Origin of the sequence: Collinsella aerofaciens, assembly GCF_009876115.1 — a bacterium.
GTDB classification, from domain to species: domain Bacteria; phylum Actinomycetota; class Coriobacteriia; order Coriobacteriales; family Coriobacteriaceae; genus Collinsella; species Collinsella aerofaciens_N.
On the sequence record NZ_WWSY01000001.1, the window covers coordinates 376,703 to 392,548 of the forward strand.

General features: G+C 58.9%; 14 protein-coding genes and 1 other RNA gene. 4 read left to right on the forward strand and 11 right to left on the reverse strand.

The genetic code is table 11. From position 1 onward, the window contains the following. Positions 1-101 precede the first annotated feature (101 nt). The 3 genes from GT571_RS01690 to GT571_RS01700 form a co-directional block, all read right to left on the reverse strand. Positions 102-680 carry a xanthine phosphoribosyltransferase gene (locus GT571_RS01690; protein WP_161155040.1) on the reverse strand — a complete coding sequence of 193 codons (579 nt, stop codon included), beginning with the start codon at positions 678-680 and terminating at the stop codon, positions 102-104. Between the two features lie 156 nt (positions 681-836). Beyond that, on the reverse strand, positions 837-2,141 hold the full coding sequence (locus GT571_RS01695; protein WP_161155042.1) for an MFS transporter: 1,305 nt from the start codon (positions 2,139-2,141) through the stop codon (positions 837-839). A 141-nt stretch (positions 2,142-2,282) separates the two neighbouring features. Further along, entirely contained in the window at positions 2,283-3,566 is a 1,284-nt protein-coding gene (locus GT571_RS01700) for an O-acetylhomoserine aminocarboxypropyltransferase/cysteine synthase family protein (RefSeq protein ID WP_161155043.1), read from the reverse strand. Positions 3,567-3,796: 230 nt separating this feature from the next. On the opposite strand from GT571_RS01700, the gene GT571_RS01705 reads away from it, so the two are divergent. Beyond that, on the forward strand, positions 3,797-4,243 hold the full coding sequence (locus tag GT571_RS01705; protein ID WP_055251626.1) for a C-GCAxxG-C-C family protein: 447 nt from the start codon (positions 3,797-3,799) through the stop codon (positions 4,241-4,243). Between the two features lie 68 nt (positions 4,244-4,311). Here the strand turns inward: GT571_RS01705 and GT571_RS01710 are convergent, their stop codons facing one another. From GT571_RS01710 to rpsA, 3 genes are all read right to left on the reverse strand, one after another. Beyond that, positions 4,312-4,950, reverse strand: a complete 639-nt coding sequence (locus GT571_RS01710; protein WP_192934586.1) for a YigZ family protein — start codon at positions 4,948-4,950, stop codon at positions 4,312-4,314. 225 nt (positions 4,951-5,175) lie between these two features. Then, an RNA gene (gene rnpB, locus GT571_RS01715) (RNase P RNA component class A) lies at positions 5,176-5,537 on the reverse strand. A gap of 342 nt (positions 5,538-5,879) precedes the next feature. Beyond that, positions 5,880-7,046, reverse strand: a complete 1,167-nt coding sequence (rpsA, locus tag GT571_RS01720; protein WP_022095232.1) for a 30S ribosomal protein S1 — start codon at positions 7,044-7,046, stop codon at positions 5,880-5,882. A gap of 315 nt (positions 7,047-7,361) precedes the next feature. Between rpsA and GT571_RS01725 the strand changes: the two genes are divergently transcribed. Beyond that, positions 7,362-8,120 carry an HAD family hydrolase gene (locus GT571_RS01725; RefSeq protein ID WP_117803351.1) on the forward strand — a complete coding sequence of 253 codons (759 nt, stop codon included), beginning with the start codon at positions 7,362-7,364 and terminating at the stop codon, positions 8,118-8,120. Here the strand turns inward: GT571_RS01725 and GT571_RS01730 are convergent. Next, entirely contained in the window at positions 8,117-9,436 is a 1,320-nt protein-coding gene (locus GT571_RS01730) for an L-cysteine desulfidase family protein (protein WP_161155046.1), read from the reverse strand. The two genes, GT571_RS01725 and GT571_RS01730, sit on opposite strands and share 4 nt — an antisense overlap. A gap of 272 nt (positions 9,437-9,708) precedes the next feature. Between GT571_RS01730 and rpiB the strand changes: the two genes are divergently transcribed. Further along, entirely contained in the window at positions 9,709-10,176 is a 468-nt protein-coding gene (gene rpiB, locus GT571_RS01735; RefSeq protein ID WP_035138007.1) for a ribose 5-phosphate isomerase B, read from the forward strand. Between the two features lie 176 nt (positions 10,177-10,352). Here rpiB and ndk read toward each other — a convergent pair whose 3' ends face one another. From ndk to GT571_RS01755, 4 genes are all read right to left on the reverse strand, one after another. After that, the gene (ndk, locus tag GT571_RS01740) at positions 10,353-10,757 is read right to left on the reverse strand and encodes a nucleoside-diphosphate kinase (RefSeq protein ID WP_055251725.1); all 405 of its coding nucleotides are present in this window, start codon (positions 10,755-10,757) and stop codon (positions 10,353-10,355) included. Between the two features lie 384 nt (positions 10,758-11,141). Beyond that, positions 11,142-12,572: an argininosuccinate lyase gene (gene argH / locus GT571_RS01745; RefSeq protein WP_117806434.1), complete on the reverse strand. Its 1,431-nt coding sequence runs from the start codon at positions 12,570-12,572 to the stop codon at positions 11,142-11,144. Positions 12,573-12,690: 118 nt separating this feature from the next. Next, entirely contained in the window at positions 12,691-12,861 is a 171-nt protein-coding gene (locus tag GT571_RS01750; RefSeq protein ID WP_158551645.1) for a hypothetical protein, read from the reverse strand. A gap of 235 nt (positions 12,862-13,096) precedes the next feature. Continuing rightward, positions 13,097-14,323 carry an argininosuccinate synthase gene (locus tag GT571_RS01755; RefSeq protein ID WP_035138001.1) on the reverse strand — a complete coding sequence of 409 codons (1,227 nt, stop codon included), beginning with the start codon at positions 14,321-14,323 and terminating at the stop codon, positions 13,097-13,099. Between the two features lie 554 nt (positions 14,324-14,877). Between GT571_RS01755 and GT571_RS01760 the strand changes: the two genes are divergently transcribed. Next, positions 14,878-15,705: a Cof-type HAD-IIB family hydrolase gene (locus tag GT571_RS01760; RefSeq protein WP_161155048.1), complete on the forward strand. Its 828-nt coding sequence runs from the start codon at positions 14,878-14,880 to the stop codon at positions 15,703-15,705. Positions 15,706-15,846 lie beyond the last annotated feature (141 nt).

Here is a 15,846-nt window from a genome sequence, read left to right on the forward strand (position 1 = left end):
ATCTTGTTCTCGTCCATATCAGCACCTCCCCTCATACAAAAAAATGTGACAAAGGGACAGTCCCTTTGTCACATCGCATACCAATCGCTTGTGTTGCGCGCTTAGGCGAAGGTGATCTCGCCGTTCTCGCAGTCCATATCGGCGATACGGGCCAGGCTCTCAACGCGGAAGCCGCGCTTACGGAGCTTATCGCCGCCGCCCTGGAAGCCCTTCTCAACGGCGATGCCAATGCCGGCAACTTCGGCGCCCGCAGCCTCGCAGATCTTAATAAGGCCCTCAAGCGCGCAGCCGTTGGCCAGGAAGTCGTCGATGATCAGGACCTTGTCGCCCTCGGACAGGAAGCGCTTGCCGACGATGACCGGGTACTCCTTCTGCTTGGTAAAGGAGTAGATGGTCGTAGCATACTGCTCGCCGTCGAGGTTGATGGACTGGGCCTTCTTGGCAAAGACCACTGGTACGCCGCCAAAATGCTGAGCTGCGATGCAAGCCATGCCAATGCCCGAAGCCTCAATCGTCAGGATCTTGTTGATCTCGACATCCTTGAACAGACGGGCCCACTCGGCGCCCATGTGGTCGAACAGCTCAACGTCGCACTGGTGGTTGAGGAAGGCATCAACCTTAAGGACGTTACCGGCCTTTACGATGCCGTCATGGCGAATACGATCCTCAAGCTCCTGCATGGCGCAACCCCTTCTCGCGGCAACGATACCGCGCGATTAATAAACGTTGTTCGATAGTCTACCACGGACCGACCCCCGCCCGCCCCACAAGCCGCATCGCACCACAAACCAGTTTTTGAGACGGCGCGAATACGTGGCAGACAGCCTCCCAACACGCTAATGGCGGGCGCGCATCTTCACCAAACGCACCATGGCAAGCGCAAAGCCCACGGCGGCCACAGCCATAAGCACGTTGAACACCGAGCGAAAGCCGAATAGGAATACATCCGGACGGCCTGTAACAAAACTGGTCACGGCCTCGCCCATCGCCACGCTCATCTGCCCATAAAGGATATGCGAACCTGCCGTAATACCCAGCGCCATGCCCGCATAGCGCGCCAAGCTGCCCAAGCTACCTGCAAAGCCAAGCGCCTCGCGCGGAGCCGAGCCCATGTACAGCGAGTTGTTGGGGCTCTGGAAAATCGACGTACCGCACGACATAAATGCGACGCAGCACACGATCACAGGGATAGAAGAGTGCTCGTCGAGCGTGCTTACTGCAAAGAGACCGCACACGTACACGCCCAGGCCGACCGCCGTGGGACCCTCGCAGCCAACACGGTCCGAAACCGTTCCCGAAAGCGGGCCGATAAAGGCATTCACCATTGGCAGCGCCAAAAAGAGCAGTCCGGAAATGTCGGAACCAAAGCCGTGGGCGTCCTGAAAATAGAACGGCAGGATAAACTCGGATGCGCCAATGCCAACGAACACGATGAGCATGCAGGCAAGATTGATGGTGAAGGCCGAATTTGCAAAGCAGCGACGCGCGGCCTCCGCCAGCGACATGGGGCGCTCGCCGGCCTCCGGCTTAACATGCGGCAGCGTGTAGAGCCCCACGATAAACGAGATGACGCCAATGGGCAGGTTGATGAGGAAGATGCTCTCCCAAGGAAAGCTTGCCACCAGCATGCCGCCGAGCACGGGGCCACACATCATGCCGAGGGCCACGAAGGTCGCGAGAATACCCATGGCACGACCGCGCTCGCGCGCCGGAAACGACTCGGTGATGATACCCATGTTGTTAGCCATGGCCGCCGCGCAGCCGACGCCCTGCACAATGCGTGCCAGAATAAGAACTTCGAGCGAACTCGAAAGGCCGCAAAGCAGCGAGCCGACCGTAAAAACGATTACGCCCAGCTGGAATACGCCCACCTTGCCGCGCACGTCGCCCAAGCGGCCAAACGGCAGCATAGCCACGCATGTCGCAAGCAGATACACCGAGCTCACCAGCTGAATGCGATCGAGGCCCACGCCCAGCTCCTTTTGCATCACGGGTAGCGCCACGGTCACGACGGTCGAATCCAGACACACCATAAACGTCATGATGAGCACGGTAAACAGAATCGCCCATTTGTTCTTGCCATGGGTGTCGCCCTCAAGGGCAATGCGCTCGCGGCGCAGCTGCTCTGCGGTTTTCTCCATATCCATCCTTTCGAGTGGCGCAACGCAAAAACGGGGCCCCAATCGCCTACAAACAGTCGCGATTGGGGTCCCGCCTACGGAATCGGAACGAAAGGTCGCCGAAGCTTTCTGCCAGCATCGGCGCCTTATACGAACGCTAGCCTAGCACTGCTCGAGTGCCTGCTCAAGGTCGGCAATCAGATCGGCCGTATCCTCGAGGCCGCACGACAGGCGCACCATGTCGGCGGAGATGCCACAGGCGATGAGCTCCTCATCGTTCATCTGGCGATGCGTGGCATTAGCGGGATGCAGGCAGCAGGTGCGGGCGTCGGCCACGTGCGTGGCGATCTGGGCGAGCTTGAGGCTCTTCATAAAGGTCTCGGCCGCCGCGCGACCACCGTTAAAGCCAAAGCTCACAACGCCGCAGGTACCGTTGGGCATGTACTTCTGAGCGATGTCATAGTACTTATCGCCCTCCAGGCCCGGAAAGCTCACGAAGCGTACCTTGGGATGGCTCTGCAGGAACTTGGCAACGGCCAGGCCGTTCTCACAATGACGCGGCATGCGTACATGCAGGCTCTCGAGCGAGCTGTTCAGGAAGAAGGCCGCCTGCGGGTTCTGCATGGGGCCGAGGTCGCGCATGAGCTGAGCGGTTGCCTTGGTAATGAAGGCACCCTCGCGACCGAACTTCTCGGCATACGTCACGCCGTGGTAGCTCTCGTCGGGCGTGGTGAGACCCGGGAACTTGTCTGCATGGGCCATCCAGTCAAACTGGCCGTGGTCGACGATCACGCCGCCCAGGTAGGCAGCATGTCCATCCATGTACTTGGTGGTAGAGTGCGTAACGATGTCGGCGCCCCACTCAAAGGGACGGCACATCACGGGCGTCGGGAAGGTGTTGTCGACCATCAGCGGCACGCCGTGGTCATGTGCGGCCTTGGCAAAGCGCTCAATATCGAGCACGGCGAGGGCGGGGTTGGCGATCGTCTCGCCAAAGACGAGCTTGGTATTGGGCTCAAATGCCGCCTCGAGCTCCTCGTCGGTGCAGTCGGGGGCAACGAACGTGCAGGTCACGCCCATGCGGCCCATGGTGTGGGCGAGCAGGTTATACGTACCGCCGTAAATGGCAGAGCTCGCGACCACATGATCGCCGGCACCGACCACGTTAAAGATCGCGAGGAAATTCGCAGCCATGCCCGAGCTCGTGAGCATCGCAGCGGTGCCGCCCTCCATCTCGCAGATCTTGGCGGCAACCAGATCGCACGTGGGGTTCTGCAGACGGCTGTAGAAGTAGCCCGACTCCTCTAGGTCAAACAGCTTGCCCATGTGCTCGGACGTGTCGTACTTCCACGTGGTGGACTGGTAGATGGGCACCTGGCGCGGCTCGGCATCTCCCGGGTGATAGCCGCCCTGAACACATGTGGTACCGATGGTCTGCTCGCTCATATCTAGCTCCCTTGCCTGGGTTACATTTTATTCGGTTCACGATACCGCTACCCTGCACCCCTCTCAACCCATCCCCAAGGTAGGTTATAGGACAAATTGATCAGGGGTATTTATCTCAAGCCTTGGGCATTTGCTCGATAGATAAAAATGAGGCATACATGAAGCTCTCGATGATTACATGCCCCGTCACAGGTACCATAGGCGGGTACACCGTGACCAAGGAGACAACGATGAAGCAAATCGATACGGCCCAGCTCGACATCACCGCCTGTCAGGCTCAGGCTGCCGAATACCACGCCCGTGGCTTTAACTGCGCCCAGGCCGTTGCCTGCACGCTCGCGCCCGCCGTCGGGCTCGACCCCCAGGTCGCCTTTACCCTCACCGAGGGCTTTGGCGCCGGCATGGGCGGCATGACCGAAACCTGCGGCGCCATCTCGGGCGCCGTGGCCATCATGGGCTTTGTAATGAGCGACGGCATGGAAAACCCCAAGACTAAGGGCCAGACCTACAAGCTGTCGCGCGAAATCGCCAAGCGCTTTGGCGAGAAGAACACGACGACCGTCTGCGGCACGCTCAAGGGCATCGGATCGGACAAGGGTCCGCTCCGCAGCTGCCCCGGCTGCATCGACGATGCCGTCGAGATCGCCTGTGATGTGCTAAAGCAGCTCGCCGAGTAAACGGCAGCAACAGAAAAACGACGGCCGGCGCGCTTGGGATACTTCCAAAAGCACGCCGGCCGTCGTCGTTAGAACTCCGCAAATTCGGGAGCGCCGACCTCGATCTCCTCGCGCCCCGCCATAAACTCGCGCATCTTAGCGCAAAACGGCTCCTGCTCCCCCGCCTTAAACACCAAATGAATCGTCACGGCATCCGCGTAATCGGTATCCGAAACCTTGGCACCCGAATCCTGTGCCAAACGAAGCACCTGTTCGTACTGCGGATAGGCCACATGCACGTCAACCGGCACGACGCTCGTCATCTCAACGATCTGCCCGGCCTCCTGAGCCGCGGCCACCGCCGCCTGCGTCGCCGCGGTATAGGCGCGTACCAAGCCACCAGGCCCCAACAGCGTGCCACCAAAATAGCGCGTCACCACGCAGCAAACATTTTTGAGCCCCGCGCCGCGCAGCACCTCGAGCGTCGGCATACCGCTCGTGCGGCTCGGCTCACCGTCATCGCTCTGGCGTTCGCGTCCATCGACCAAAATCCACGCGGGAACATTGTGTCGAGCGTCGTAATGACGCTTGCGAACCATCTCGATAAAGGCATTCGCCTCGTCCTCGGACTCAATATGGACCAGCTGGGCAATAAACCGACTCTTACGATCGACGAACTCACCCGTAGCCTCAATATTCGATTGCAGAGTAAAATAGCTGTCCAACAAAGCCCCTCAACAACAAGCAAAGCAACAAACAGCCTCAATAATACGGCAAAGGGTGTACCGTTGCCCTCGCCAACAAGAACGGAAACGCCAATGATGCCGTCACCAACAGCGAGACGGCGTCAGCTGAGTCGATTTGGCCCGAAAGAGGAGGGAGCACGCCTTATGGCGGCGACCGACGAATGAGCGACAAATCGGCCAGCTGACGCCGTCGCAGCGTCAACAAGAAAGCTGAGTGGGCCTATAAGCCGGGTTCTGTCGTGAACGGTCATTTATCTTGTCTGCACGTTACCGTGCAGCCCCACGCACGCTACCCGAACGCGGACCGGGCCGGCCCATAGCGTTCCTATTCGCGCTTGCTCCGGATGGGGCTTGCCAAGCCGCCGTGTTACCACGACGCTGGTGGTCTCTTACACCACCGTTTCAGCTTTTCCCTTTACGCCTTGCGGCGCAGGTGGGAGTCTTCTTTTCTGCGGCGCTTTCCGTCGGATCACTCCGCCCGGCCGTTAGCCGGCATCCCGCCCTCTGGAGCCCGGACTTTCCTCACGCGTGCTGCAAGCAGCACATCGCGCGACCGTCTGGCCCACTCAGCAGTGATAGAGTGTAACACACCGTTGCCGCAGGCAATGGCACAACGCAAACGCTCGACACGATAAACCAAGAACCGCCATGCGTTACAATGGTCCTGTCGATGGGCAACGTCGTCAGTCGAGACGCGACCGCGCTCCGCACCCCTCCGTCTACTCGGTGTGTTCCCGCCTCCTCCCCGAGGCGGGATGTCGGCATTTTTTTCATGCACCGACAACCCAATAGCAAACAGACAACCCAGACAGCATTGCGCACGGGTAGCATCGCGCGCCTCGGCACCAAATGCAAAAAGAGACCCGTCCATTACGGACGGATCCCTTAAAACAAGTGATCGTCAAACCGATTTACTCGGCGTCGGTCTCCTCGTCCTTCTTCTCGGAAGGCAGCGGGGTAACCTCAATCTCGACGCCCAGAGTCTCAGCAGCAGACTTCATGGACAGGGAGATACGACGACGGTCGAGATCGATCTCCATGACCTTGACCTGAACCTTGTCGCCCACGTGGGTGACCTGAGAAGGCTGGTCGACGTGCTTGTTGGCCATCTCGGAGATGTGCACCAGACCCTCGATACCCTCGCCCAGGTCGACGAAAGCGCCGAACGGGACAAGCTTGGTCACAGTGCCCTCGACGATAGCGCCGACGGGGTACTTCTTGACCAGTGCGCGCCACGGATCCTCGGTGGTCTGCTTGAGACCCAGGGAGATGCGCTCGCGGTTGAGATCGACGTCGAGAACCTCGACCTCGACCTCCTGGCCGACCTTGACAACCTCGGAAGGATGGTTGACGTGGTTCCAAGAGAGCTCGGAGATGTGGATGAGGCCGTCGATACCGCCGAGGTCGACGAAGGCGCCGAAGTCGACGATGGAGGAAACGGTGCCCTGGAGACGCATGCCAGACTTGAGCTTGGACAGGATCTCGGAACGCTCGGCCTTACGGGACTCCTCGAGCACGACGCGACGGGAGAGGACAACGTTGTTGCGGTTGCGGTCCATCTCGATGACGCGGGCCTCGATGCGGGTGCCCATGTAGGAGGTGAGGTCCTTGACGCGACGGAGGTCGACGAGGGAAGCGGGCAGGAAGCCACGCAGGCCGATGTCGAGGATCAGGCCGCCCTTGACAACCTCGATAACCTCGCCCTCGACGTTCTCGCCGGAGTTGAACTTCTCCTCGATGCGGTTCCAAGCACGCTCGTACTCGGCACGCTTCTTGGACAGGACCAGACGACCGTCCTTGTCCTCCTTCTGGAGAACCAGAGCCTCGATGGGATCACCGAGTGCAACGATGTCTGCAGGGTTAGCGTCCTTGCGGATGGACAGCTCGCGGACCGGGATAACGCCCTCGGACTTGAATCCGATGTCAACGAGCACCTCGTCATGCTCGATCTTAACGACAGTGCCGTTAACGAGATCGCCCTCATCAAAGTCGGTAATCGTACCGTCGATGAGGTTGTTCATCTCCTCCTCGTTGACATCGTCAAGAGAGAAAATGGACGAGTTCTGAATCTCACTCAAAGGTGGACCCCTTTCGAACTACGGGGCCCCGATTGCTAGGACCTACAGAAGGGTGCGACAAGCACACAACGTTTAGGAACACTCGGGAGCCGACAGATACTAATGTGACGCTTATGCAATCACGTTCGTATAGGTTACGGGGAAATGAGTTCGATTTCAAGCGTGAACTGCGATTTTTTACTCGTGTGGAGACTTTTTCGTAATCTTATGAACACACGTCTCCGCAACTTGACGATAACCAGCCAGGCATTCGGCTTTGGGGTAAAGTATCCGGAGCCAACGATTCTAGATCGATTTTTCGAGAAAGGTGCCCGCGTGCTCAAAGCAGTCGTTTTCGATATGGACGAAACGCTTCTTAGCATCAACCTCAACGCGTTCATCCTTCGCTATTTTAAGGATGTCTCTTCGATGCTCGCGGATATCGGGCGCCGCAGCCGCGGTGGCACGATGGCACGCCTCGGCACCATCCTGGTCGACCTCAACGCCAATCGCCGCAGCGGCACGGACAACCGCACCAATCTTGAGTTTTACCAAGAAGAGGTCAAGCGCCGATGCGGGATTTGCCTCTCCGATCCCCTCATCTACGAGGCGTTTACCTACTACGACCGCGAAGTTCTTCCGTACAAGAATGACGAACTCATCAACGCCCATGCCATGCCGGGCGCACACGCCGCGCTCCAGGCCGTACAGGACGCAGGGCTGCGCTGCGCGCTCTTTACCAACCCCAGCTTTCCGCAGGGGGCCATCGAGTGCCGCATGGGTTGGGGCGACCTGGCCGACGCCCCCTTTGAGCTCGTCACGCACATGGGAAACGCCACCCGCTGCAAGCCTGATGCCACCTACTATTTAGAGCAGCTTCAGGTGATGGGGCTCGAACCGCACGAGGTCCTTATGGTGGGCAACGATCCCAAACGCGACTTCCCTAACCCCGCCTGCGGCATTCAGACTGCCTATGTAGGCCAGGGCAAGCCCAACCGAGTCACCTGGCGCGGAACCATGGAAGGCTTCGCCCGCGACTTTAACGCCGTAGTAGAAGCCTTCTACGAACACCAAGTAGCCGACGAACTGTCCTAGCACACTTGGGTTTTGCCGATCATGATGTTGAGAATCTCGACGTCGGTGTCCTTCATGCCCACGCGCCCCACATAGCCCATGCTGGCGATTGTCTGCTCGACGGTATCCTGGATCAGGCCCTCGCCGGCGCGGAAGCCGCGACCCTGCATGGCCATATCATGGCCCAGAATCGCTGCATCGACGGCAGCCGAGATCTTGGCGGCACAGCTCGCCTTGGCGCCGTCGCACACGATGCCGCCCACGTTACCGAGCGTATTCGAGACCGTCGCGCCAATCTGCTCGCGCGTGCCACCGCACAGCCAGGTAATCGCAGCGCCGGCGCCGCACGCGGCGCAAATAGCACCGCAAAACGCCGAAAGCGCACCAATATAGCTCTTGATATGCACGGCGATAAGATCGGACAGCATCACGGCGCGCACCAGACGCTCGTGGTCGCAACGCAGGTACTCGGCATACTCCATGACGGGCAATGCGCAGGTAATGCCTTGATTGCCCGAGCCGCACACAATGGCGACCGGCAGCGCGCAACCGTTCATGCGGGCGTCGGACCCGGCGGCCGCACGGGCACGGGCACGGCAGGCGACGTCATCGGCACGAGCACCCAGCAGCGTACGACCCACCTCGGCGCCCCAAGCGTGCGCAAGGCCCTCGGCACTGATTGCGCCATTCAGCTCAATCTGACGTTCAACGGCAGCGCGGGCGCCCTCAATGTCACCGTCCTCGATAAAGTCGATGATGGAATCAATGGACATGGGCGTATCGGCGTTATCTGCCGCACGCTCGGCCACCACGCGCTCGGCACAGGCGGCGCACTCCCCCGCCGACTTGCCGCATACCGGAATACCATCGAGCGTATGGCACGTGACATTAGTGTGGTGATCGGTAATCTCGACGACCGCGGTATGGCCCCCGGCCGTCGCAGTCACCTTGATGTAGAGGTTGGGCACACCCTCGACAAGCGACACATCGCAGTAGCCGGCGTCGGCGAGGAGCTCGGTCACGCGAGCGCGGTCTTCATCGTTAACGCTCTCGAGCACCTCGAGCGCGCTCTTGGCGTCACCGCCCACGGCACCCAGCACGGCTGCCGCTTCAATACCGTGCATGCCGCCCGAGTTGGGCACGGTCACGCTCTTAACGTTCTTGATGATATTGCCTGAGCAGGCAACATCCATATGATCGGGTTCGCAACCGAGCGTCTGGCTCGCCAGCGCCGCCGCATAGGCAACGGCAATGGGCTCGGTGCAGCCGAGCGCGCAGACAAGCTCGCGGTTCAAGACATCGCAAAAAGCGGCATCGCGGATGGAATCGGTAGGCATAGGAATCTCCTGCTTACATAACGGACTGGGCTCTCGATAATAGTTAGCTCTTTTATTTGATAACAATGCATCAAAAACCGCAACCATGGTTCCGACGGACGGCGTTCAAGCGCAATCTGACGGCATTCATTCATGAAAAGCTAGTCTTGTTGCCTGCTAAAGCGTTTGACCAAAAAACGCCCGAGCGTTTACGCAAAAGTCGCGCTATCATGCAGTCGAACGCGGTAAACACCTTTAGCATTTGCGCCGCACAGACCAGAGAGGAACCATCCATGAAGATCGGTATCGGTAACGACCACGCCGCCGTCGAGCTCAAGAACATCATTTCCGAGCACCTAAAGGAGCGCGGCTGCGAGGTCGTGAACTTTGGCACCGACACCTCCGAGAGCTTCGACTACCCCATCGCCGGTTACAAAGTGGGCAAGGCCGTTGCCAACGGCGACGTTGACCTGGGTATCCTGATCTGCGGCACCGGCGTCGGGATCAGCCTGGCTGCCAACAAGGTCGAGGGCGTACGCGCCGTCGTGTGCTCCGAGCCCTTCAGCGCCAAGCTCTCGCGCATGCACAACAACACCAACGTGCTCGCCTTTGGCGCCCGCGTCGTTGGCTCCGAGCTCGCCAAGATGATCGTCGACGAGTGGCTCGACGCCGAGTTTGAGGGCGGCCGTCACGAGCGTCGCGTTAACCTCCTCAACGAGATCGACCACACGCGCGGCCTTAAGATCGTCGACGAGGCCTAAAGACTTACAAAGCCATACGCTAGCGCCAGCCCCCGCCCGGAAGAAACATCCGGACGGGGGCTCTTTAGTAGTTTTCTATGCGTTTACCAAAAATCTACCGGAATAAAAGGGCGCCGCGGTTGGAATTCCGCGGCGCCCAAGCCACACGCTAACAGCTTTAAGGAGTCAAAGCTGGTTTAGCCAAAGAAGCGCTTGATCTCGATCTCGGCGTTCTCCAGGCAGTCGGAGCCGTGGATCACGTTGGCGTTGACATCGACAGCGAAGTCGCCGCGAATGGTGCCGGGCGCAGCATCAAGCGGGTTGGTAGCGCCCATAAGGGTGCGCATCTTGGAAACAGCGGAGAGACCGGAAACGACCATCTTGACGACCGGACCGCTCGTCATAAAGTCGCAGAGACCGCCAAAGAAGGGCTTGTCGGCCAGATGGGCGTAGTGCTCCTCGACGGTAGCGCGCTCGAGCGTGGTCATCTCCATGCGCTCGATGACAAGGCCGCTACGCTCAATACGAGCAACGATCTCGCCGATCTTGCGATCGCGCACCGCGTCGGGCTTAATCATGATGAAGGTCTTCTCGATAGCCATAAGGTAGCCTTTCAAGTAGGTTCGCGCGTGCCCAAGTCCCATTCCGGCACCCGCCTGGACTGCATCGTAACAGAGTTTTAGCTGCAGTTAAACAAAAAGCTGTTTATTGAAACGCTGCAATTTATTAAAGCGCTCCATATGTGTCACTTCTGTTTCGAAGCCCGATTAGAGTACCATCCGACCGTTCATCAACCACATGGAGCAGAGCGGGCGGTCGGTTGCCACCCGCGAACGTACCCCCTTCACAACCTGCCCAAAGGTCCTACAGAAGTTCTCGACAAGCCCCTCCCCCATAGCAGCAAAATAGGGGCACCCGCATCAGCAGACGCCCGTAAAGCTAAAACGATTTATCAATAAATGGACAATACGTCTTCAGCCAAACCTCTACTTTGCCCCGTGACCCATCTCGACAACCTTGGTTAGCGATCCAAACACGCCTTCGTCGGCCACGAGCTGCGCCTCGGCACGCTGCAGCTGCACGGCAACGGCGGCAGGGGCGGTACCGCCCTCGGTCGTGCGCGCGGCGACAATCGACGGGATATCGAGCGCCTCGGTAATATCGCGCTCAAAGAGCGGGCTTGCCTCCTGGAACACCTCAAACGGCAGGTCCTCAAGATTGCAGCCGCGCTTCTCACACATCAGGACCAGGTGCCCCACCACGGCATGTGCCTCGCGGAACGGTAGACCGCGCTTTGCCAGGTAATCGGCAACATCGGTGGCGGCAAGGTGCCCCACGCCGCACTCGCGCGCCATGGCATCCTCGTTGACGGTCCAGGTCGAAATCATTCCGGCCATAACGGACAGGCACTGCATGAGCGTGTGAGCGGTATCGAGCGCGCCCTCCTTGTCCTCCTGCAAGTCCTTGTTATAAGCGAGCGGCAGGCCCTTCATGGTTACCAGCAGCTGCACCAGGTTGCCGTACACGCGACCGCTCTTGCCGCGGATAAGCTCAGCAAAGTCGGGGTTCTTCTTCTGCGGCATGATGGACGAGCCGGTGGAATACGAGTCGGAAAGCGTGATAAAGCCGAATTCGGAGCTCGACCACAGCACGATCTCCTCGGAAAGACGCGACAGGTGCATGGCCATGACGGAGCCGGCGTAATGCAAATCGAGCAGGAAATCACGGTCGGAAACCGCATCGAGCGAGTTGGGAATCACACCCGCAAAGCCAAGCTCAGCAGCCGTCATCTGGCGATCGAGCGGATAGCTCGTACCGGCAAGAGCGGCAGCACCCAGCGGGCAGTTGTCAGCGGCATCAAAGGCAGCCTTCAGGCGTGTAAAGTCGCGCGCGAACATCCAGGAATACGCCAGCAGATGATGCGACAGCAGCACGGGCTGAGCATGCTGCATGTGCGTGTAGCCCGGCAGAATCACCTTGTCGTACTTCTTGGCCGCATCCACCAGCACATGGCGCAGCTCAAGATTGGCCTCCATGAGTTCCTTGGCCAGCGCCTTGACGCCCAGACGCGTATCGGTCGCCACCTGGTCGTTGCGCGAACGCCCGGTATGCAAGCGCTTACCGGCCTCGCCGATGCGGCGCGTCAGCTCGCTCTCGATGGACATATGAATGTCCTCATCGTTGATATCGAAGGTGAAGTTGCCGGCATCGATATCCTGTTCGATTCCGGTCAGGCCCTCGGCAATCGCCTGCTCGTCCTCGGCACTGATGATGCCTTGGGCCGCCAGCATCTTGGCATGCGCCTTAGAACCGGCGATATCCTGCTTATAGAGATGTTTGTCGACCGGCAGCGACGCGCCAAACTCCTGCGTGACCTCGGCCACTCCCGCCTCAAAACGACCGCCCCAAAGAGCCATGGAACCGTCCCCTTTCTCCAAATACCAAAACAAGCGCCCAAAGCAATGAGCCATGTCGCTAAAGCGATTTTTCAACCGCTAGTTTTACACATTCCCCACCGTGCACAGGGCCATGTAGCTAATATGCAAAGAAGTGACGCACGAGGCACTTGGTGCCCAACGTCTCCCTTCGGATGTTGCCTTGCGAACCATCGATCCAGGCCTTCAGGCTCATAGGAACATCCTCGACCTTTGCAGCATCGAACTCGGGCGCGAGGGCAAGCAAGGCATGCGCGATAGCGTTGAACATAATGGATACTCCTCATATATATATAGGCACAGAGCTGCCAAATTGATAGAAGGAGCCCCGCCGGACAACCCCGGCGGGGCTCGGACTCAGCCGTAGACGCGGCATCATATATGCGGGCGGAACGTAGGGGCCACCGATGTTAAGAAGTGTCAGCAAGCATAACGAAAGGTAGGGACCCCGTGCGCCCGTTATGTATCACGCGGATGGGCCGCGCGGATACCAAGGGAAGGAGGCGCTAGGCCTGGGCGGCGGCGGAGCTGGGACCCTGGACCTTTGCCCACGTCTTGAGCGACAGCGTATCGATCTCGATAAAGCCGGCGCTGGCCTTCTCGTCAAACGTGGTGTCGCGGTCGTAGGTAGCCAGACCGTAGTCGTAGAGGCTGAAGGGGCTCTTGCGGCCGACGACATGGCAGTTGCCCTTAAAGAACTTCAGACGGACGGTACCGGTCACGAACTTCTGGGTATCGGCCATAAAGGCATCGAGCGCGTTCTTGAGCGGGCTGTACCACTGGCCGTTGTACACGGCGGTGGCCCAATCCTGCTCGAGCTTGATCTTGGTCTTGAGCAGGTCGCCCTCGACGCAGATGTCCTCGAGCGCCTTGTGGGCGGTGATGAGCGTCAGGGCGCCAGGAACCTCGTAGCACTCGCGACTCTTGAGGCCCACCAGACGATCCTCGACCAGGTCGAGACGGCCAAAGCCGTTGTCACCCGAAATCTTGTTGAGGGCGATGACGATCTCGGAGAGTTTCATCTTCTTGCCGTCGACGGCGACGGGCTTGCCGGCCTCAAACTCAATCTCGGTGTAGGTCGGGGTGTCCGGCGTGTCCTCGGGGTTCTTGGTCATAACCCAGGCGTCGTCGAGCGGCTCGTTCCAGGGATCCTCCAGGTGGCCGCACTCAATGGCACGACCCCACAGGTTGTCGTCGATGGAGTAGGGGTTGTCGTTGGCACCCTCGGGAACCGGCACGTTGTGTGCGTGGGCATAGGCGACCTCGTCGGGACGGCACTTCAGATCCCACTCGCGAACCGGGGCGATAACCTTGAGCTCGGGGTCGAGGGCCTTGACGGCAGCCTCAAAACGGACCTGGTCGTTACCCTTGCCGGTGCAGCCGTGGGCGACGTAGGTCGCGCCAAACTCGTGGGCGACCTCAACAAGCTTCTTTGCAAGCAGCGGGCGAGACAGGGCGGAAAGCAGCGGATACTTGTTCTCGTACATGGAGTTTGCGGCGATGGCTTTGGTCAGGAACTCATCGGAGAACTCGTCACGCAGGTCAAGCACCTGGCAATCGAGAACGCCCAGGTCGAGCGCCTTCTGCTTCTTGGCATCCAGGCCGGTCTCCTCCTGGCCCACGTTGCCGCAGACGCAAACGACATCGAGATTCTTCTCGTCCTGGAGCCACTTGACACATACGGATGTATCAAGACCACCGGAATATGCGAGAACGACTTTTTCCTTGCTCATGGCTGTTTCCTTTCGCCCTTGGTAGCTAGTTAGAACATCGGTCAGTTGCAAGTCATTTCAAGGTCGAATACCGTGCAATATCAGGTTAAATAGCAAAAATCAGCACATACATGCCCTAGAAACATGTAGCAATGTCGTGCTAAAACCCAACGACCTCAAAATGACTCTGTTGAGGCAATTCGCCCCATGCGGACAGAGACGATTGTTATCGTCGTCGGGAAATTGCGCGCTGGCGTCGGATGGCATTGTCTGCAGTAGTGATGATCTTTACGAACTGCATCTGCCTCTCCTTTCACCTATCGCCGGGCGCAATTCTAATATCGTAAACGGTACCTTTTCCTCGGTAAGCGGTTGTTTTTCCGTCTCCGTTTTCGATGGTCGCTATATTACGCTAAAGTGCCTGCTGTACAAGCGACAAATTCAAATTTCTGAAAAGTTTTTTCATTACTTTGTGAATGATGATGCAAATATGCGCCAATCCTGCGAAAATACGCCCGACTACCAAGCAGAGGGTCAATCACCCGAAACATTCTGGAAACCGAAAGGCGCGTTTTATGCAGACTTACGAATCAGACGCCAACATCGGCAACATTAAGATTCTCGCTGTCGATATGGACAAGACGTTACTGACCGACGAGCGCGTGCTGCCTCAGGGCCTCGACGAGCGCCTGGACAAGCTCGCCGAGGCTGGCATCGTGTTCTGCCCCGCCAGCGGACGCCCCGCCCCCAAACTCGAGGAGATGTTTGAGGGCATCAAGAGCCGCATCGCTTTTTGCCCCGATAACGGCGCGTGCGTTATCTACCGCGGCAACTATATCTATAAGAGCACTATCGACGTGGCGCTGTATCAGCAGGTCTTAAGCCGCGCCTCGGAGGATTCGCGCGCTGTCCCCGTCCTGTGCTGCTTCGACGAGTTCTACGTACTTGCCCGCGATCATCAATACCACGACGAGATCAGCGTCTACTACAACACGATCAACTACGTCGATAGCTTTGAGGGCCTTGATATCGAGTCCAACAAGATTTCGATCTTTTTCCCTGCCTACGATGCCGAGCCCGCATTCCGCGAGACCTATAGCCCCGCGTTCTCGGATCAGCTCTACGTCACCAATGCGGGCCGCGAGTGGATCGACTTTATGAACCTGGGCGTCGACAAGGGTTCGGGCGTGGCGCATTTGTGCGAGCACCTGGGCATCGATATCGTCGACGCTGCCGCCGTGGGCGACACCTACAACGATATTCCCATGCTCGAGCGCGTCGGGCATAGCTTTATCGTGGACAATGCCGAGGAGCACATGAACGCGCATGCCAAGTGGCGCATTCCGAGTAACAACGACGGGGGCGTACTGACGCTCATCGACGCCATCTTGGCGGCTCGGTAGCCGTCCCATCGGGCCTGGCTGGGCGGCACGGGTTAACTTTTCGCTCGGTCAGGTCCTGCGCAAGACGAAAGCCACATTAAGTGGCTTTCTTTGCGTGCGGAATCTACGAAAAGTTAACCCGTGCCGCCCGGCCAGGCCCTA

What these genes read in the sequence shown, in the direction of transcription:
- argH (WP_117806434.1), bottom strand. Translation starts at nt 12,572, where the DNA reads ATGGCTCTTTGGGGCGGTCGTTTTGAGGCGGGAGTGGCCGAGGTCACG.
- GT571_RS01730 (WP_161155046.1), bottom strand. Translation starts at nt 9,436, where the DNA reads ATGCCTACCGATTCCATCCGCGATGCCGCTTTTTGCGATGTCTTGAAC.
- rpiB (WP_035138007.1), top strand. Translation starts at nt 9,709, where the DNA reads ATGAAGATCGGTATCGGTAACGACCACGCCGCCGTCGAGCTCAAGAAC.
- GT571_RS01755 (WP_035138001.1), bottom strand. Translation starts at nt 14,323, where the DNA reads ATGAGCAAGGAAAAAGTCGTTCTCGCATATTCCGGTGGTCTTGATACA.
- GT571_RS01705 (WP_055251626.1), top strand. Translation starts at nt 3,797, where the DNA reads ATGAAGCAAATCGATACGGCCCAGCTCGACATCACCGCCTGTCAGGCT.
- GT571_RS01690 (WP_161155040.1), bottom strand. Translation starts at nt 680, where the DNA reads ATGCAGGAGCTTGAGGATCGTATTCGCCATGACGGCATCGTAAAGGCC.
- GT571_RS01700 (WP_161155043.1), bottom strand. Translation starts at nt 3,566, where the DNA reads ATGAGCGAGCAGACCATCGGTACCACATGTGTTCAGGGCGGCTATCAC.
- GT571_RS01695 (WP_161155042.1), bottom strand. Translation starts at nt 2,141, where the DNA reads ATGGAGAAAACCGCAGAGCAGCTGCGCCGCGAGCGCATTGCCCTTGAG.
- GT571_RS01760 (WP_161155048.1), top strand. Translation starts at nt 14,878, where the DNA reads ATGCAGACTTACGAATCAGACGCCAACATCGGCAACATTAAGATTCTC.
- GT571_RS01750 (WP_158551645.1), bottom strand. Translation starts at nt 12,861, where the DNA reads ATGTTCAACGCTATCGCGCATGCCTTGCTTGCCCTCGCGCCCGAGTTC.
- ndk (WP_055251725.1), bottom strand. Translation starts at nt 10,757, where the DNA reads ATGGCTATCGAGAAGACCTTCATCATGATTAAGCCCGACGCGGTGCGC.